At 56.7% G+C, this 18,830-nt stretch carries 20 protein-coding genes; 9 read left to right on the forward strand and 11 right to left on the reverse strand.

Annotated features, from left to right (window positions below; translation table 11 throughout):
- Positions 1-3: 3 nt before the first annotated feature.
- The 8 genes from BLU89_RS05145 to BLU89_RS05175 all read left to right on the forward strand — a co-directional run bounded on the left by BLU89_RS05145 (position 4) and on the right by BLU89_RS05175 (position 8,068).
- Positions 4-615 (forward strand): TorD/DmsD family molecular chaperone, encoded by a 612-nt coding sequence (locus BLU89_RS05145; RefSeq protein ID WP_074734995.1) that lies wholly within the window; start codon positions 4-6, stop codon positions 613-615.
- Positions 616-671: 56 nt separating this feature from the next.
- A complete protein-coding gene (locus BLU89_RS05150) occupies positions 672-860 on the forward strand; it encodes a ubiquinol-cytochrome c reductase iron-sulfur subunit N-terminal domain-containing protein (protein ID WP_074734997.1) in 189 nt (62 codons plus the stop codon).
- A gap of 129 nt (positions 861-989) precedes the next feature.
- Positions 990-3,884: a formate dehydrogenase subunit alpha gene (locus BLU89_RS05155; RefSeq protein ID WP_074734998.1), complete on the forward strand. Its 2,895-nt coding sequence runs from the start codon at positions 990-992 to the stop codon at positions 3,882-3,884.
- Between the two features lie 11 nt (positions 3,885-3,895).
- Positions 3,896-4,489 carry a formate dehydrogenase FDH3 subunit beta gene (fdh3B, locus tag BLU89_RS05160; RefSeq protein ID WP_010439472.1) on the forward strand — a complete coding sequence of 198 codons (594 nt, stop codon included), beginning with the start codon at positions 3,896-3,898 and terminating at the stop codon, positions 4,487-4,489.
- A gap of 122 nt (positions 4,490-4,611) precedes the next feature.
- A complete protein-coding gene (locus BLU89_RS05165) occupies positions 4,612-5,793 on the forward strand; it encodes a formate dehydrogenase subunit gamma (RefSeq protein WP_074735000.1) in 1,182 nt (393 codons plus the stop codon).
- Positions 5,794-7,056: a c-type cytochrome gene (locus tag BLU89_RS05170; protein WP_074735001.1), complete on the forward strand. Its 1,263-nt coding sequence runs from the start codon at positions 5,794-5,796 to the stop codon at positions 7,054-7,056.
- Positions 7,057-7,069: 13 nt separating this feature from the next.
- Complete coding sequence (locus BLU89_RS21880; RefSeq protein WP_281241183.1) at positions 7,070-7,195, forward strand: hypothetical protein; 126 nt, start codon at positions 7,070-7,072, stop codon at positions 7,193-7,195.
- Complete coding sequence (locus BLU89_RS05175) at positions 7,196-8,068, forward strand: helix-turn-helix transcriptional regulator (RefSeq protein WP_074735003.1); 873 nt, start codon at positions 7,196-7,198, stop codon at positions 8,066-8,068. It abuts the gene before it with no gap.
- 40 nt (positions 8,069-8,108) lie between these two features.
- On the opposite strand, the gene BLU89_RS05180 is transcribed toward BLU89_RS05175, so the two are convergent.
- From BLU89_RS05180 to BLU89_RS05230, 11 genes are all read right to left on the reverse strand, one after another.
- Positions 8,109-8,924 (reverse strand): ABC transporter substrate-binding protein, encoded by an 816-nt coding sequence (locus tag BLU89_RS05180; protein WP_074735004.1) that lies wholly within the window; start codon positions 8,922-8,924, stop codon positions 8,109-8,111.
- A gap of 22 nt (positions 8,925-8,946) precedes the next feature.
- Positions 8,947-9,681 carry an ATP-binding cassette domain-containing protein gene (locus BLU89_RS05185; RefSeq protein WP_074735006.1) on the reverse strand — a complete coding sequence of 245 codons (735 nt, stop codon included), beginning with the start codon at positions 9,679-9,681 and terminating at the stop codon, positions 8,947-8,949.
- Positions 9,674-10,387 (reverse strand): ABC transporter permease, encoded by a 714-nt coding sequence (locus BLU89_RS05190; RefSeq protein WP_074735007.1) that lies wholly within the window; start codon positions 10,385-10,387, stop codon positions 9,674-9,676. Before BLU89_RS05190 ends, BLU89_RS05185 begins: the two co-directional genes overlap by 8 nt.
- 157 nt (positions 10,388-10,544) lie before the next feature.
- Positions 10,545-11,534 carry an ABC transporter substrate-binding protein gene (locus BLU89_RS05195; RefSeq protein ID WP_074736401.1) on the reverse strand — a complete coding sequence of 330 codons (990 nt, stop codon included), beginning with the start codon at positions 11,532-11,534 and terminating at the stop codon, positions 10,545-10,547.
- A gap of 53 nt (positions 11,535-11,587) precedes the next feature.
- Positions 11,588-12,433, reverse strand: a complete 846-nt coding sequence (locus BLU89_RS05200) for an ABC transporter permease (RefSeq protein ID WP_074735009.1) — start codon at positions 12,431-12,433, stop codon at positions 11,588-11,590.
- Complete coding sequence (locus BLU89_RS05205) at positions 12,430-13,347, reverse strand: ABC transporter permease (protein ID WP_074735010.1); 918 nt, start codon at positions 13,345-13,347, stop codon at positions 12,430-12,432. The genes BLU89_RS05200 and BLU89_RS05205 overlap by 4 nt, the downstream gene beginning before the upstream one ends.
- Positions 13,344-13,775, reverse strand: a complete 432-nt coding sequence (locus BLU89_RS05210; protein ID WP_074735012.1) for a GNAT family N-acetyltransferase — start codon at positions 13,773-13,775, stop codon at positions 13,344-13,346. Before BLU89_RS05210 ends, BLU89_RS05205 begins: the two co-directional genes overlap by 4 nt.
- Positions 13,775-14,563 (reverse strand): ABC transporter ATP-binding protein, encoded by a 789-nt coding sequence (locus tag BLU89_RS05215; protein ID WP_074735013.1) that lies wholly within the window; start codon positions 14,561-14,563, stop codon positions 13,775-13,777. Before BLU89_RS05215 ends, BLU89_RS05210 begins: the two co-directional genes overlap by 1 nt.
- Positions 14,560-14,889, reverse strand: a complete 330-nt coding sequence (locus tag BLU89_RS05220; RefSeq protein WP_143030515.1) for a hypothetical protein — start codon at positions 14,887-14,889, stop codon at positions 14,560-14,562. Before BLU89_RS05220 ends, BLU89_RS05215 begins: the two co-directional genes overlap by 4 nt.
- Before the next feature lie 75 nt (positions 14,890-14,964).
- Entirely contained in the window at positions 14,965-16,419 is a 1,455-nt protein-coding gene (gene hydA, locus BLU89_RS05225) for a dihydropyrimidinase (RefSeq protein ID WP_074735016.1), read from the reverse strand.
- 92 nt (positions 16,420-16,511) lie between these two features.
- Positions 16,512-17,762: a Zn-dependent hydrolase gene (locus tag BLU89_RS05230; RefSeq protein ID WP_074735018.1), complete on the reverse strand. Its 1,251-nt coding sequence runs from the start codon at positions 17,760-17,762 to the stop codon at positions 16,512-16,514.
- Positions 17,763-17,933: 171 nt separating this feature from the next.
- Between BLU89_RS05230 and BLU89_RS05235 the strand changes: the two genes are divergently transcribed.
- Entirely contained in the window at positions 17,934-18,542 is a 609-nt protein-coding gene (locus BLU89_RS05235; protein ID WP_074735019.1) for a TetR family transcriptional regulator C-terminal domain-containing protein, read from the forward strand.
- The last annotated feature ends 288 nt before the right edge of the window (positions 18,543-18,830 follow it).

Below are 18,830 nucleotides of genomic sequence, written 5' to 3' on the forward strand. Positions count from 1 at the left end.
TTGATGACCGCAGATAATGCGCAAACCCTTGATGTTTCGACCGAGGATCGCCTGCGCGCGGATTTCTACAATTTTCTGGGTCTGCTGCTAGCCGGACCGCCAGATCAGTTGCTTCTTGACCAGATGGCTGGGCTGACCGGCGACGCCTCGGATCTGGGTCAGGCGATTCAAGCGATGGCACGGGTGGCCAAGGTCACCAAGCCCGCCGCTGCCGAGCGTGAATTCAACGCGCTTTTCATCGGATTGGGACGCGGAGAGCTGCTGCCCTATGCCAGTTTCTATCTCACCGGTTTTCTGAACGAAAAACCTTTGGCCCAACTGCGCAATGACATGGCGTCGCGCGGCATCACTCGGGCGCAGAATGTCTATGAGCCCGAGGACAACATCGCCTCGCTGATGGAGATGATGGCGGGCATGATCATTGGTCGTTTCGGCGCGCCCGCCTCCCTTGAGGATCAGAAAGCTTTCTGGAGCAAACATATCGGCCCCTGGGCCGCACATTTCTATTCGGATTTGGAAGGTGCCGAAAGCTCGGTTCTCTATGCCTCGGTCGGCACAGCCGGACGGGTATTCATGGAGATCGAGCGTGAGGCGTTCCGAATGACGGCGGCCTAGCCCGCCATTCGCCGGTGCTTCGCAGCACCAAACCGCAATTGGGACAGGAGGAGCCCATGAGCAAGACCAAGGAAGAAGGCGCAACCCGCCGCGACTTCCTCAAACTGGCCGGAACCGCAGCGCCCGCAGCAGTCGCCGCAGCCAGCCTGACCGGGAAAGCCGAAGCAGCCGAAATGCCAACGGACGATACCCGGATGCAGGATACCGCGCATACCCGCGCATACCTAGAAAGCACACGCTTCTAGCACGATGAAAGCACCCGGTTATTGGATCGGACGTTTTCACACCCGATAGACGGTTGCGATTGGCCCTGACGTCGGCACGAGAAGTACCAAGCCAGCCATGGCTCACATGGCGCGCAAGGGAGGAGAGAAATGCTTAGGAAAAAGACCAACGGGGTTGCGAGACGCCCCCAGCGGACAAGTATCCTGTCCCAGGTCGGCGAGAAAACCGTCGATCGCCGCGCATTCCTGCGTGGCTCGGGCCTGACGATCGGCGGATTGGCCGCGATCAGCGCCACGGGTGGAACCGTGACGCCAGCCAGCGCCCAGACAGCGGCAAATCAGGCCGTAGAAAACATCAAATCCGTATGCACCCACTGTTCGGTCGGCTGTACTGTCATTGCCGAAGTGCAGAACGGCGTCTGGATCGGGCAGGAACCCGGCTGGGACAGCCCATTCAATCTAGGAGCACACTGCGCCAAGGGGGCCTCGGTTCGCGAGCACGCCCACGGCGAACGCCGCCTGAAATATCCGATGAAAAAGGAAGGCGGCGAGTGGAAGCGCATCAGCTGGGAAGAGGCGATCAACGAGATCGGCGACGGCATGATGAGCATCCGCGAGGAATCCGGGCCGGACAGCGTATACTGGCTGGGATCGGCAAAGCATAACAACGAACAGGCCTATCTGTTCCGCAAGTTCGCCGCCTACTGGGGCACGAACAATGTGGACCATCAGGCCCGTATCTGCCACTCGACCACTGTTGCGGGTGTTGCGAATACATGGGGCTACGGCGCCATGACGAATTCGTACAATGACATGCACAACAGCAAGGCGATCTTTATCATCGGTGGCAACCCAGCCGAGGCGCACCCCGTCTCGTTGTTGCATATACTGCGTGCGAAAGAGCAGAATAACGCTCCATTAATCGTCTGTGATCCGCGCTTTACACGCACTGCGGCCCATGCAGATGAATATGTTCGCTTCCGCCCCGGTACAGACGTCGCGTTGGTATGGGGTATCCTGTGGCACATCTTCGACAACGGCTGGGAAGACAAAGAGTTCATCCGCACCCGTGTCTGGGGCATGGACCAGATCCGTGAAGAAGTAGCCAAGTGGAACCCGGACGAGGTGGAACGCGTCACAGGAACCCCGGGATCGCAGCTCAAGCGTGTTGCCCGCACGATGGCGAATAACCGTCCCGGTACGGTCGTCTGGTGCATGGGTGGCACGCAGCACACCAACGGCAACAACAACACCCGCGCCTATTGCGTGCTACAGCTTGCCTTGGGCAACATGGGCACCTCTGGTGGTGGCACCAACATTTTCCGCGGCCATGACAACGTACAGGGCGCAACCGACCTTGGTGTTCTGTCCCACACCCTGCCCGGCTACTATGGTCTGTCCGCAGGCGCATGGGGCCACTGGGCACGTGTCTGGGGTGAAGAGCCCGAATGGCTGGCAGGTCAGTTTGCCACAATCAAAGACAAGGAAGGCAAGGACAAGCCGCTGCAGAACGAACGCGGCATTCCGGTCTCCCGCTGGATCGATGGTGTTCTGGAAGACCCGGCCAACATGGATCAGGACAACAACGTCCGCGCCATGGTTCTGTGGGGTCATGCACCAAACTCGCAAACGCGGGGCCCGGAGATGAAAACGGCGATGGAAAAGCTGGACATGCTGGTCGTGATCGACCCGTACCCCACCGTTTCCGCCGTTCTGCATGACCGCACCGATGGCGTTTACCTGCTGCCGGCCTGTACGCAGTTCGAAACCCGTGGCTCGGTCACGGCGTCAAACCGTTCGCTGCAGTGGCGTGACAAGATCGTCGAGCCCCTGTTCGAAAGCTTGCCGGACGAGGTCATCATGGCCAAGTTCGCCAACAAATTTGGCTGGGCAGATCGGCTCTTCCGCAATATCGAGATGGAAGACCCGGAGACCCCGAATGTTGAAAGCATCACGCGTGAGTTCAACTCGGGCCTCTGGACCATCGGTTACACCGGTCAGTCGCCGGAACGTCTGAAAAGCCATATGGCCAACCAGTACACGTTCGACAGAACCACACTGCAAGCCATAGGTGGACCCAACGACGGCGAGTACTACGGTCTGCCATGGCCCTGCTGGGGCACCGCCGAGATGGGTCATACGGGGACACCGAACCTTTATGACATGTCCAAACCCGTGGCCGAAGGCGGCCTGACCTTCCGCGCCCGTTTCGGCGTGGAACGCGATGGTGCCAACCTGCTGGCCGAAGGGGTCTATAGCGTTGGATCGGAGATTCAGGATGGATACCCTGAATTCACGATGCAGATGCTGATGGACCTTGGCTGGGATGGCGATCTGACGGACGAGGAGCGCGCGGCAATCGACGCCGTGGCCGGTCCGAAAACCAACTGGAAGACCGACCTGTCGGGCGGCATTCAGCGGGTTGCGATCGAGCATGGCTGCGCGCCCTTCGGGAACGCCAAGGCCCGTGCGGTTGTCTGGACATTCCCGGATCCGATCCCACTGCATCGTGAGCCGCTATATACGCCACGTCGCGATTTGGTAGCGGATTATCCAACCTACGAAGACCGGCAAGCCTATCGCCTGCCAACCCTTTATGCTTCGATCCAGAAGAACGACTTTTCAAAGGATTATCCAATAATCCTAACGTCAGGTCGATTGGTCGAATATGAAGGCGGTGGTGAAGAAACCCGGTCGAACCCGTGGCTGGCTGAGCTGCAGCAGGACATGTTCGTCGAGATCAACCCGCGCGATGCCAACAACCTTGGTATTCGGGATGGGGCACAGGTCTGGGTCGAAGGACCCGAAGGCGGCAAGGTTAAGGTGATGGCGTTGCTGACCAATAGGGTTGGTGCCGGCGTTGCCTTTATGCCTTTCCACTTTGGCGGCCATTTCCAGGGTGAGGATCTACGGCACAAATACCCTGCCGGCGCTGATCCATATGTGTTGGGCGAAAGCTCCAACACCGCTCAGACCTATGGCTATGATTCAGTGACCCAGATGCAGGAGTCCAAGGTGACGCTCTGCAAAATCTGGTCAGCGTAAGGAGAACGATAATGGCTAGAGCAAAGTTTCTCTGCGACGCTGAACGCTGCATCGAATGCAACGCCTGCGTAACCGCGTGTAAGAACGAGCACGAGGTGCCGTGGGGCATCAACCGCCGCAGAGTGGTGACGATCAATGACGGCAATCCGGGTGAACGCTCGATCTCGGTCGCCTGTATGCATTGTTCGGACGCGCCCTGCATGGCGGTGTGCCCGGTCGACTGCTTCTATCAGAACGAAGAAGGCGTCGTCCTGCACTCCAAGGACCTGTGCATTGGCTGCGGCTATTGCTTTTACGCGTGCCCGTTCGGCGCGCCGCAATACCCACAGGCGGGCAACTTCGGATCGCGCGGCAAGATGGACAAATGTACCTTCTGTGCCGGAGGACCTGAGGAAACGCACTCGACGGCAGAGTTCGCCAAATACGGTCGCAACCGGATCGCCGAGGGCAAACTGCCCATCTGCGCCGAAATGTGTTCCACCAAGGCCCTGCTCGCCGGTGATGGCGACGTGGTGTCTGCTGTTTACCGCGAACGCGTCGTGGCGCGCGGCTTCGGCTCGGGCGCTTGGGGTTGGGGCACGGCCTACGACCAGAAAGACGGGTAAACCCGTCAACAAATGTCCCGGTACGATTGCTTCGCACCGGGGCACCACAAGATTTTTCGACGAAAAATCTCTGCCGCGCATAGTGGCAGAGGATCGATTGCAAAACTGCGACAGAGGCTGACATGCCATTTCTGCGACTTATCTTCTGCATTCTAATCCTCACGGTGCCCGCTCTGGCACAAGAGGCCCCGGACAGATCGACCACCGGGGGTGCAACGACCCTTGAAGACATTCTGGCACGTCAGCGCGGAGAGCAGGTCAACAATGCTTATCGGTCCGAAAATACCGGACAGGGAAATGCCGAGGGGCTGCTGGGGCAGTTGGGAACACGCGGGATCGCGTCAGACAGCGATGTTTATCGCTCACTTCGATATGGATCAGCCGATGTCACAGTTTCATCCCGAGGACCCGCCGCCAGCGTTCTGATCCAGGATGGTGGGATGTGGTGGCTGAACTTTCGCACCGGCCCGCTTCGCGAGTACGGCACTTACATATTGGCCGGAATGCTGGCGATCATACTGTTGTTCTTCCTACTCCGCGGCAAGATCCGCATCGACGGGGAAAAAACAGGTCGCACCGTAACGCGATTTTCCGGTTTCGAACGGTTCGGCCATTGGCTGTTCGCCGGATCTTTCCTGATACTCGGAATTACCGGCATTTTGACGCTATATGGCCGGGATTTCCTGATCCCCGTTTTAGGGAAAGAGGGATTTGCGACTATCGCACAGGGGTGCAAATGGCTGCATAACAACCTTGCGTGGTCGTTCATGCTGGGACTGATCATCGTCACTTTGAACTGGATCGCGCATAACATCCCCAACAGAACCGACCTGAATTGGTTGGCCGCCGGAGGAGGTCTGTTCACCAAAGGCAGTCACCCGCCCGCATGGAAGTTCAACGCCGGGCAAAAGATCATTTTTTGGGCGTGTATCCTGCTGGGTATTTCCATCAGCCTGTCGGGCCTTTCCCTGCTGTTTCCCTTCGAGATGCCCTTGTTTGCCAAAACTTTTTCGATTGCGAATACAACCGGTATTCCGCAGATGCTTGGCCTTGATCTTCCAGTACAGATGTCTCCGCAGGAAGAGATGCAGTATGCGCAGGTCTGGCACGTCATGGTGGCTTATGTGTTCATCGCCATCATCATCGCCCATATCTATCTGGGTTCGGTCGGGATGGAAGGCGCGTTTGACGCGATGGGCACAGGCGAGGTCGAGGAACAGTGGGCACGCGAGCATCACTCGCTGTGGTTGGATGAGGTGCAGGAAAATGAGGCGAGCAAGAGCGTGGCCTCGCCTGCGGAATAGATGCGCTGGTTAATTCTAGCATTGGCCTTGGCCCCCCTACCCGCCTCAGCCGAGTTCTTCACACTCAAAGGCCACGGTGGACCGATCATGAGCATCGCAACCGCACCAGATGGCCGTATCGCAACAGCGAGTTTCGACAACTCGGTTGGCATCTGGACCAGACAGAACCCTGAATGGCTGGAAGGGCATGAGGCTGCCGTCAACAGCGTCGTATTCAACGGTACTGCAATCTATTCCGCCGGAGATGATTTCACGCTTCGCCGCTGGCCCGGAGGCGAAATTGTCGGGCAACACAAAGGAAAGATAGTCGGGCTCGCTGCATCAAAAACTCATATCGCAACAGCAAGTTGGGACGGAACGATCGGGTTATGGCCGGTCGATGGATCAGAGCCCAAGCTGCTCGGGCCGACGGGCAGCGGGGTAAATGCGGTGGAGTTCACTGCTGACGGATCACAGCTTTTTTCGGCGGGCGTCGATGGTTCAGTCCGCGTCTGGGATGTCATAAGCGGTCAGGAGGTGGATCGACTCGTCGAGCATGGGTTCGGCGTGAACGAGTTGGTCTTGAATTCTGCGGACAACTGGATCGCCTACGGTGCCGTCGATGGCGTCACCCGTATCCTCGATATGACAAACAGACAGGTACGCGATTTTACGCTGGACCGGCGTCCAATACTGGCGCTTGCCCTTAGTCCTGATCGGAGCCTTCTCGCAGTCGGTGACGGTGAGGGTCACATCATGGTTATCGATACGTTGAACTGGCGTATCGCACAGGATTTCAGGGCCACATTGCGTGGGCCGGTTTGGGCTTTGGCCTTTTCGACGGATGGGCGGAATATTCACGCCGGAGGAATTGATGAAGCGATGTATAGCTGGCCAGTCTCGACCTCAGAAGATCGCGAACAGATGGCGGCAAACGAACCCAGTTTTCTCAAAAACCCGGACGATATGGGAAACGGGGAACGCCAATTCGCCCGTAAATGCTCAATCTGTCATAACCTGGCTCCGAACGGCCAGCGGCGCGCAGGTCCAACCCTACATGGAATTTTCGGACGCAAAGCGGGCACATTACCGGACTATCTTTATTCATACACCCTGCAGAACTCTGATATCATTTGGGATGAAGAGACAATAAACGCTCTTTTCGACGAGGGCCCGGACCATTACATTCCGGGATCAAAGATGCCGATGCAGCGGATCACCGGGTCGCAAGACCGTAATGATCTGGTCACCTTCTTACGACGCGCGACGGCATCAAAAAACTAAGCCGGAGGAGACCATGAAAGCCTTCCTTTTCGCCGTCGTTGTGATGGTCGCCGTTACCGCTGCTGCACCTACTGTGCTGGACCAGATCGGATTCAGCGCTGCAGATTCGGGTTCCGGATCTTCGGTGCGTCTCGACTGAATGTCGCAATACCTGACCACCCGCGAACTGGCGGATTTGCTGCGCATTGGCGAGCGGAAAGCCTATGATCTGGCGTCGTCCGGCGAAATTCCCTGTGTGCGTGCCATGGGCAAATTGCTGTTCCCCAAGGCCGAGATCATTGCATGGCTCAATGCCTCCCGCTCTGGCCCGCAAGTGGTCGAGCTACCCCTGCCCCCCATTGTTGCCGGCAGTCATGATCCCTTGTTGGACTGGGCGCTAAGGGAAAGTGGATCGGGGCTGGCCACCTACTATGACGGATCATTCGATGGGCTAAACCGCCTGTCGGACCGCACCGCACAGGCGGCTGTGCTGCATATCCACGAACCCGAAGGCTTCAATACCCAGTCTCTGCGCGACAAAGTGGGTAATGCCCCGGTGATCCTCTACCAGATCGCCCATCGACAGCGCGGCCTGTTGCTTGCGCCCGGTGCGTCCGAAATTTCAGGATTTCAGGACTTGAAGGCCCGTCGTGTCATCCTGCGACAAGACAGTGCCGCCAGTCAGCACCTGTTCGACGCAGAGCTCGACAAGTATGGGTTCAGCCGAGGCGACCTGAATACCCTCCCAATCTGCGCCCGCACTGAAGAAGAACTGGCGATTGCCCTACGCGACGGAAAGGCCGAAGCCGGGTTCGGTCTCGGGGCGCTCGCACGTCCATACGGTCTGAGTTTTGTGCCAACGCACTCCGAACGGCTAGACCTCGCCATCTGGCGTCGTGCCTACTTCGAGCCACCCATGCAGACACTAATCCAATTCCTGCGATCCGAACGTTTCACCGAACGAGCGACCGAATTGGGCGGCTATGACCTCACACATCTGGGCCAAATTCATCACAACGGCGCAAGTGGCTAACCCTTCTTCTTTGTCCAAATACTCTCACCGGAAGCGAATTCTAATTTGCATTCGGAAAGAACATCTGCTGCCCATCCAACTCATAGGACTCAATCCCGGCCTGACCATCGGGACCAATTAACCAGTCAATGAACCTCTGCCCTGCGGCTGCACGTACGCCAGGGTGCTTCTCTGGGTTTACAAGCGTCACACCATATTGGTTGAACAATCGAGGGTCGCCTTCGACCAGAATCTCAAGATCGCCTCGGTTTCCAAAGGAAAGCCACGTCGCACGGTCCGTCAGAATATACGCACCCATTCCGCTGGCCACGTTCAGAGATGCGCCCATGCCCGCACCGGCTTCGCGATACCATGTTCCCGACGCCTCTGTCGGATCAACACCCACCGCCTCCCAATGGCGCATCTCGGCCTTGTGTGTTCCGCTGTCATCGCCACGCGAAACGAAGGGCGCTTGTGAGCTGGCTACCGCCGCAAGGGCCGCAACGATATCCGCATCGACTTTGACTTTGGCCGGATCAGATTTCGGGCCGACGAGAACGAAATCGTTATACATGACATCGAACCTCTCGACCCCCCAGCCATCAGTCACGAACTGCTCTTCGGCGGGCTTGGAGTGAACCAAAAGAACGTCGCCATCCCCGTTAATCGCATTTCGGATCGCCTGACCGGTCCCGACCGCCACAACCCGCACGTCAATTCCAGTTTCGGCCTCAAACCCGGGCAAGATGTAATCCAACAGGCCCGAGTTTTGCGTCGAGGTCGTTGATTGCACAATGATAAAGGGCTCTTCAGCCATGCCTGCTGTTGCAGTCAGTCCAAGTGCAAAAATTGATGCACGAATGAATTCAGGGATCATTCGTTATCTCCATCTCTGTTAATTAGGTAACGAGGCCACCATCCAGATATCGGCGAGACTCGTTGCTTTCCGGGGCTTCCAGAACCTGCATTGCCTTTCCGTGTTCAACCACACGCCCCGCCTGCATCATTACGATGTCAGATGCCAAGCGCCGCGCTTGTCCAATATCGTGCGTTACCATCACGATGCGCACGCCCCGCTCTGAGGCGCGCAAGATCATCCGTTCGATCATCTGAGTGGCACTGGGATCGAGTGCGCTGGTGGGTTCATCCAGAAACAACGTTTCGGGGCCCAAAGCCAAAGCGCGCAGGATCGCCAGACGTTGCGCCTCACCCCCTGAAAGCGAACGCGCGGGTTGACGTGCCTTACCGCCTAACCCACCTTCGTCCAACAAGGCCTCGATACGTTGCTTCCTTTCAGCATGCGGCAGGGATCGCCGTTTCAGAACAAAGTCCAGATTGGCGGCAACCGAGCGACGCAGCAGAACAGGGCTTTGAAACACCATTGCCTGCCGTGTTTTGTGGCCAGCATTCAACGCGGCTCCGTTTTGACATACACGCCCCCGATCTGGATGTATCAGACCGTGCAGACAGCGCAGTAGCAGGCTTTTGCCGGCCCCATTTGGTCCAAGGATCAATGTTGGGCCAGGACCGCCCAGACAAAGATGTGGGACATCCAGCAACGCCTTGCCATCGCGTTCGATGCGCAGGTTGTTCACTTCCAATATGCCCTGTGCTCCGGTCACGGCATCACGCATGGCTCAGCCCCTCTCGCTCGGCACGCAGGGCCAACGCGCTGACCATCGCGTTCACCGCTATCGCTAAGCCGATCAGGATCACCCCCAGAGCCAGCGCCAGCGCTAGATTACCCTTGGAGGTTTCAAGAGCGATCGTGGTCGTCATCACGCGAGTCACATGGTTGATGTTGCCGCCCACTATGATCACTGCTCCGACCTCGGCGATCGCACGGCCAAAACCGGCCAGCAGCGCGGTCACCAGCGCCAACCGCGCGTCCCAAAGCAACACTGGAACTGAAGCCAACCGCGAAACACCAAGCGAGCGAAGCTGTTCAGAATACTCCTCGGCCAGGATCTCAACCACCTGCCGCGTGAGTGCGGCCATGATCGGTGTCACCAGCACCACCTGCGCGATGATCATGGCGGTGGGGGTATAGAGCAGTTCCAGCACACCCAATGGGCCAGATCGGGACAGCATCAGGTAAACCAGCAAACCGACCACAACCGGTGGCAAGCCCATCAACGCATTCACAAGGATGATCAGCGCGCGCCGTCCCCGAAACCGCGCAACCGCCAATGCAGCCCCGAATGGCATCCCGATCAATGCCGAAATCAGAACCGCAAAGATCGAGACCCGGAGTGACAAAAGCACAATCGCCCACAGCTCAGAATCCCCCTCAAGGATCAGCGAGAGCGCTCGGGTGAATTCTGATGCAAAATCCTGCATATTCTACTATTTTTTTGGTTCACTGTGACATAATACTATGAATTACAGGTAAATACTAATCCCTCTGGTCCGCAAGTACAGGCACAATTCCGACACTCGCAAAAAGAAACGCGGCCCCAGTAAGGGCCGCGTTAGATAACATCGGCTTAGGCTGCGCTTAGTTCAGCGCGGCGTCCGTGATCTGGTGTGTCCAGGCACCATCGGGCTGCTTGGTGATAACCGGATCGGAACCACCAGCCAGCAATGTTTCAACCGTGCGATTGAAATCAGCCGGATCCAAGGCACCATTTGATCCTGCGGTCAGCTTGGCAATCTCACCCATCATACGCTTCTGATGCTCTTCGGTCTGGGCACCGGTCGCGTCGTTTTCCAGAACGATCTCAGCAGCTTCATCCGGATGCTCTTCGGCGTATTTCCAGCCCTTCATGGATGCGCGAACGAACCGCTCCATCTTGTCGGTGAATGCCGCATCGCTCAGGTTTTCTTCAAGCACATACAGACCATCTTCTAGCGTCGCGACACCCTGATCTTCGTACTTGAAAGTCACCAGTTCCTCGGGCGTGACACCGGCGTCAATGACTTGCCAGTATTCATTGTAGGTCATGGTGCTGATGCAATCCGCCTGACGTTGCAGCAGCGGATCGACGTTAAAGCCCTGTTTGAGAACCTCGACACCACTTTCGCTTTTGCCATCTGTGTTGATCCCCAGCTGGCTCATCCAGCTCATGAACGGGAACTCGTTGCCAAAGAACCAGACGCCCAAAGTGCGGTTCTTCAAATCATCAGGCGCCGCAATTCCAGCATCCTTCCAGCAAGTCAGCATCATCCCTGAGCTTTTGAAGGGCTGTGCGATATTCACCAAAGGCAGACCCTTTTCACGGGCGGCCAGTGCGGCAGGCATCCATTCCACCGTCACGTCTGCACCGCCACCTGCGATCACCTGTGTGGGCGCAATGTCGGGACCACCGGGCAGAATAGTGACATCCAGCCCCTCTTCTTCGTAGAAGCCTTTGTCCTTGGCAACATAGTAACCCGCAAACTGTGCCTGTGTGACCCATTTCAACTGCAGTGTCACCTCATCCGCAGCAAGTGCCGCGCTGGCTGCCAGGCCAAAGGCGGCAACCGCCCCGCTGAGTAGCTTATTCATCATCATATCTCCTAGTTGCTTATGTTTGCCCCGTTTATGGGGTCTGTTGAATTTTAACTTCTTTGCGACGGGTGCCAGAAGGTCACCGCCTTTTCGATCATCGCCACAAGACCATAAAAGGCCGTCCCTGCCAGCGCAGCCACCACGATTTCGGCCCAGACCATATCGAGCGACAGCTGCCCGACACTGGTTGATATCCGAAAGCCCATACCCAAGGTGGGTGAGCCAAAGAACTCGGCCACGATAGCGCCGATCAGCGCCAGAGTGGTAGATATCTTCAACCCGTTAAAAATGAATGGCATCGCTGCAGGCAGACGCAGCTTTAGGAAGCTTTGCCAATAAGTGGCCGCGTAGGTCTCCATCAGATCGCGCTGCATGGCGGTTGCTTCGCGCAGCCCTGCCACGGTGTTCACGAGCATCGGAAAGAACACCATCACCACGACCACGGCGGCCTTAGAGTGCCAGTCAAAGCCGAACCACATCACCAGAATGGGGGCCGTGCCCACGATGGGAAGCGCCGCGACGAAGTTGCCGACAGGCAGAAGCCCAAGACGCAGGAAATCCCATCGATCCACTGCAATCGCCATCAACAAGGCCGAGATGCACCCGATGATATAGCCACTCAATGCGCCTTTAATGATCGTTTGAACAAAGTCCGCCCAAAGTGTCGGCAAACTGTCCCAGAAACGGTCCCAGATGACGGACGGTGCGGGCAGGATGACCATCGACACTTCCAGGCCGCGCACGACCAACTCCCAGATGACAATCACCGTCAGGCCGAAGATAAGAGGAGCCAAAAACCGGACCATCCGCGTGTCAGCATAGGGTCCACTGGCCAAACGGCTGTTCAGCCACCACCCTAACAGCCAGACGCCGATTGCACCAAAAATAGGTATCATTGCGCCATCCCCATCCGCTTCAGGACCGTCCGTTCAATCAGTCCCAGAAGACCAACCAGGCAGGCGGCGAGAACAGCCGCTGCAAAAAGCGCTGACCATATCTGAACGGTCTGTCCATAGTAACTGCCCGCCAGTAGCCGCGCGCCCAACCCTGCCACCGCACCTGTTGGCAATTCACCGACGATAGCCCCGACCAGCGATGCGGCCACCCCGATTTTCAGAGACGCAAACAGATACGGCATCGAAGCCGGCAGACGCAGCTTCCAAAACCCCTGAGCGCGACTGGCGCTGTAAGTCCGCAGCAGATCAAGTTGCATGGCATCCGGGCTGCGCAAGCCTTTCACCATGCCGACGACCACCGGGAAAAAACTGAGATAGGCCGATATGATCGCCTTAGGGATGATCCCCTGAACGCCAACCGAAAACAGGACGACGATGATCATGGGGGCCAGCGCGATGATGGGAATGGTCTGACTGACAATCGCCCAGGGCATCACCGACAGGTCCATCACCCGGCTATGCACAATTCCAACGGCCAGCAGGATGCCCAACCCGGTCCCGATGGCGAAACCCAACATCGTGGCACTCAGCGTCACCCAACCATGATAGATCAGCGAGCGTTTTGAGGTGATTTTCTTCTGTATCGTGGTCTCCCACATTTCAATTGCGACCTGATGCGGCGCTGGCAGACGCGGGCGATCTTGTTCCCATGTAGCCGGTATGGCGAAACTGTTGTTCAAGGTCAGACCGATCTCACCCATGTCTCGTCGATCCTTGGCCGAAGGCGGCAGAACCTCGGCACCAGCGCGTTCCTGCTCGGTCAGAACTCCTTTGATATTCATCGGGATACAGGCTGCGTACCAGACAACGACAATTGCGGCGATGACGGTGAGGACGGCTATGATCTGCTTCATGCGCGCCACTCCATCCGTATGACGGGAACTGTTTCAGGCGGCACCGGAGGTTCCCGTCCCGTCTCAACAAACCCTTCGCGCCGATAGAACCGCTGAGCGTCCACATTTGGCACATGCGTAGTTAGCCAAAGATGGTCGCGTCCTTCCTTTGCCTTATCCAACAACCGTTTGCCGACACCCTGCCCCGTTCGCAGACAATAGAGCGCGCCAACTTTATGCTCGACCGGATCGATCGACATGTAACAGTCAGGCGGATCTCCTGCGACCCAGATGTCCCGGTTGGGAAACGCCTCACGGATCAGGCCTGCCAGTTCCTCTTGCGGCAATTCATCGGGCATCCAGCCTGTCTGCTTCGCCCAGGTCCATATGATCCGTGCGCAATCTGTCATATCATCCAAAGATGCCCGTCTGATGCCATCGCTCGTCATCAAACATCATCCCCATGACCAGCCCTCAGCCCCTCACGCACGCGGTGGGCCACCTCGATAAACTCGGTGCTGTCGCGGATATCCAAAGGCCGTTCTTTTGGCAGAGGGCTGTCGATCACATCCGTAATCCGACCTGGCCGCGGGCTCATCACAACGATCTTGGTGCTGAGATACACCGCCTCGGGGATCGAGTGCGTCACGAAGCCTATGGTCTTCTCGGTCCGCGCCCACAATGCCAACAGCTGTTCGTTCAGATGGTCGCGCACGATTTCATCAAGCGCGCCGAATGGTTCATCCATCAGCAGAATATCCGCATCAAACGCCAAGGCCCGCGCGATACTTGCCCGTTGCTGCATGCCGCCTGATAATTGCCACGGGAACTTGCCTTCAAATCCAGTAAGATCAACAAGTTCCAAAACCTTGTTAACACGCTCTTCCTGCTCGGCCGCCGAGAATCCCATAATCTCAAGCGGAAGCTTGATATTCTTAGAAATCGTCCGCCACGGATAGAGACCCGCCGCCTGAAACACATACCCATAGGCCCGATTCCGCCGCGCCTCGTCCGGGGTCATGCCGTTCACAGACAGAGTTCCGCCTGTTGGTGTCTCTAGCGCTGCAATGCAGCGCAAAAATGTGGTCTTTCCGCAGCCAGAGGGACCGATGAAGCTAACGAACTCGCCTTTGCTAATCGATAGATTTACATCTTTCAGCGCATGGATTGGTCCGTCGTTTGTTTGGAAGGTGAGATCGAGATGCTTGGCCTCAATCACCGGATCACCTGTTGTCATTCTTTAGTTGTCCCCACACTTTCAATCCAGAACCATATTAGTCCCGCAATCACACCCAGCGTTATAAAAGCCAGCAGCTCGTAAACGACTGCCGCAGTCGGTCGACCTGACATGTTCTCAGAGCTGAAAAAATACAGATAGATGGCTACGCCAGTCATCGCCCCTGCTGTCACAGCTGCAATGGCGTTGAACCAGTGAAAGGTCACCGCAACCATTCGCAGAACAAAAGTTGGAATTGCCGATGCCACTATAGCTAATGGCAACGTTGCAATTGACATTTCCACCCAAACAAGTTGCGTCGGCCACGGCTTTGAAATTACACTCATTTGCCATCCCCAGAATAACAAAGATACGACTAGTATAGCTGCCAGATAGCCCAACATTCCACGCAGGATTGGCACTCAAACACCCGTCGGCGGAATACCCGTCCGCTCAACCGGCCGTGGCGCGGTCAACTCTTTCCAGGTGCTCAGAGCTTTGTTCACATGGGTATTGGCCTCGCGCGCTACGAACTTCCCATGCCCTTCCTGTGTCTGGATCTCGCCATCATGCACAGCCACGGTGCCACGGGTCAGCGTGAAACGTGGCAGCCCGCGCACTTCTTTGCCCTCGAAAACGTTGTAGTCAATCGATGACTGCTGCGTCTCGGCAGAGATCACCTTGGCCTTGTCTGGATCCCAAACCACCAGATCCGCATCCGCGCCCACAAGTACGGCGCCTTTTTTCGGGTAACAATTCAATATCTTGGCGATGTTTGTTGAAGTAACTGCCACAAATTCATTCGGCGTCAACCGCCCGGTATTTACCCCATGGGTCCAAAGCATCGGCATCCGATCCTCCAACCCTCCGGTCCCGTTCGGGATCTTGGTGAAATCACCCACACCATGACGTTTCTGTTCGGTCGTAAACGCACAATGGTCCGTGGCCACAACACTCAACGTTCCCGATTGCAGACCATTCCACAAGCTGTCTTGATGCTGCTTATTCCGGAACGGGGGGCTCATGACCCGCCGCGCCGCGTGCTCCCAATCGTGATGGAAGTACTCGCTTTCATCCAGTGTCAGGTGCTGGATCAACGGCTCACCCCAAACCCGCTTGCCCTGCATCTTGGCACGCCTGATGGCTTCATGCGCCTCTTCGCAGGAGGTATGAACCACGTAAAGCGGTACACCCGCCATATCAGCAATCATGATCGCCCGGTTGGTTGCTTCACCCTCCACTTGCGGCGGCCGGGAATAGGCATGCGCCTCGGGGCCGACATTGCCTTCGGCTAAAAGCTTCGCACTTAGCTCAGCCACCACATCGCCGTTTTCGGCATGAACCAACGCGGTACCGCCCAATTCGGCCAAACGCTTGAATGACGAGAACAGCTCATCATCATTCACCATCAGCGCGCCTTTATAGGCCATGAAATGCTTGAACGTGTTGATCCCGCGCGTCTCGATGACCGTCTTGAGGTCATCAAACACCTGTTCCCCCCACCACGTCACCGCCATGTGGAACGAATAATCACAGTTCGCCCGCGTCGATTTGTTATCCCAACGCTTCAGCGCATCCAACAGGCTTTCGCCGGGGTTGGGCAGCGCGAAATCCACAACCATCGTGGTCCCGCCCGCCAGCGCCGCCCGCGTGCCACTTTCGAAATCATCCGTGGAATATGTGCCCATGAACGGCATTTCCAAATGCGTATGAGGATCGATCCCACCGGGCATGACATAACAGCCACTTGCATCCAGCTCTTTGTCACCCCGCAGGTCCGGGCCGATCTCGGTAATCACACCACCCTCAACCTTCACATCCGCCCTATAGGTCAGATCAGCGGTCACAACGGTCCCGTTCTTGATCACAGTGCTCATATCAAACTCCCTGATGCGGTCTGTGCCGCTTGCTTCATCTGGCTAAAAATACCTCGGGGGAGTCGCCCATTGGGCGACGGGGGCAGAGCCCCCTATTCCACGATCTCAGCCGTCTCAATGACTGCATGAAACAGAACATCCGCCCCGGCTGCAGCCCAATCCTTGCTGATCTCTTCGGCTTCGTTATGGCTCAACCCATCGACACAAGGGCACATCACCATCGCGGTCGGAGCCACCCGATTGATCCAACACGCATCATGCCCAGCCCCCGAGATGATATCCGTATGAGAATAGCCTAACCGCTCTGCCGCACCGCGCACCGCCGCCACGCAGTCTCCGTCAAATTTCACCGGATCAAAGCCGCCAACCCTCTCAAATTGGATTTGCAGGCCCATCTCATCGACAATATCCTCTGCGGCAACCCGCAGACGGTTTTCCATATCTGTAATCACATCCAGATCGGGCGAACGGAAATCGACCGTGAAAACCGCCTTTCCTGGGATCACGTTGCGCGAATTCGGATACACATCGATGTGCCCTACTGCACCCACCGCATGAGGCGCATGTGACCATGCGATTTCATCCACTTTTTCAAGAATACGCGCCATAGCCAGCCCCGCATTCTTGCGCATGGGCATTGGCGTCGACCCGGTATGTGCATCCTTGCCGGTGACCGTCACCTGGGTCCAGCTCAAACCCTGGCCATGAGTGACGACGCCAATATCCTTGCCTTCAGCTTCCAGAATGGGACCCTGTTCAATGTGTAGCTCAAAAAATGCGTGCATCTTGCGCGCCCCCACTTCTTCCTCGCCACACCAACCAATGCGCCTTAGTTCATCCCCGAATTTCTTCCCTTCGGCGTCTTCACGATCATAGGCCCAATCCTGCGTATGCATTCCGGCAAACACACCCGAAGACAACATTGCAGGCGCATAGCGTGTCCCCTCTTCGTTGGTCCAGTTGGTAGCCACGATGGGATGTTTCGTCTTGATTCCCAGATCATTCAGGGTGCGAATGATCTCCAGTCCACCCAGCACGCCCAAAACGCCATCATACTTTCCACCCGTAGGTTGTGTATCCAGATGCGAACCGACATAAACCGGCAACGCCTCAGGGTCCGTCCCCTCCCGCCAGGCAAACATATTGCCCATCTGATCCAGACCCATCGAACACCTGGCTTCCTCACACCACTTCTGAAAAAGTGCGCGTCCTTCGGCGTCCTCATCGGTCAGTGTCTGACGGTTGTTCCCTCCCGCGACACCGGGTCCGATCTTGGCCATCTCCATCAGGCTATCCCACAACCTGTCGCCATTGATCCTGAGGTTCTGCGCCGAAGCTGCCATCTTGTACTTCCCTATTGCTTGCGATTTGGCTCGCTTTTGGTGTCTTGATTTGACCATCTGGTCAAACTCACGCTATCACGGGTTCAACATCAGTCAAGAAATTGCATCGTCCTGCCGGAATTTTCGACACATTCGGCACCCAACTGGCCGGAAAAGAGACATCAGGTGAACATGCCCAAAGACCGCGCCCCGACCCGGATTCAGCAAAAGAACCGCGCAGTGATTCTAGAGGCGGCGTTAAATGTTTTCTCTGCTCATGGATTTCGCGGTGCAACCGTGGACCAGATCGCTGCCGAAGCGGGGCTGAGTAAACCAAACCTGCTGTATTACTTCCCATCAAAAGAGGCGATCCATACCGCCCTTCTGTCGGGCCTGCTTGAAGTCTGGCTGGCCCCGCTACATGCGCTGAACGAAAACGGCGACCCGTTGGAAGAAATACTAGCTTATATCCAGCGCAAGCTTGAGATGAGCCGCGATCTGCCGCGCGAAAGCCGTCTGTTCGCCAATGAGCTTGTACAGGGCGCACCGCGCATTCACGATGCGCTGTCGACAGATCTAAAGAAGCTGGTCGATGAAAAAACAGCAATCCTGACCCGTTGGATGGATCAGGAAAGAATCGCACGCGTTCACCCCTATCATCTCATTTTCTCGATTTGGGCGCTGACCCAGCATTATGCGGATTTCGAGGTACAGGTTCGCGCCATCCTAGGGGATGAAGACCCCTTTGAAGGTGCCCCTCTCTTTGTTGAAACGCTTTATCGAAAACTGCTGACCCCTTAGGGGATGATTAACCCTGATGGGAAAAGCTGCCGTCATGATGACCCGCAGACCTAACCCCGCCCCCTGGATCTCGCAACTTTTATCTTCCCGGTCAGCACAAACCGGTGCTGTCGTGCGTCGTTCAGTTGCGTGGGTTGAGCGGGAAGTAGATCAAGGTGCGTTCCAGACCGAGATCAAACGGCGCGGACACCACCTCATCCGCACCGCCAACTAATACATCGTGATTTGTCACAACGGCCCAATCGACATCTTGGTCTGAGAATATTCGGCGAATTTTCTCACCCAAGA

The sequence above is a fragment of the Ruegeria halocynthiae genome, assembly GCF_900106805.1.
In the GTDB taxonomy this organism is placed as follows: domain Bacteria; phylum Pseudomonadota; class Alphaproteobacteria; order Rhodobacterales; family Rhodobacteraceae; genus Ruegeria; species Ruegeria halocynthiae.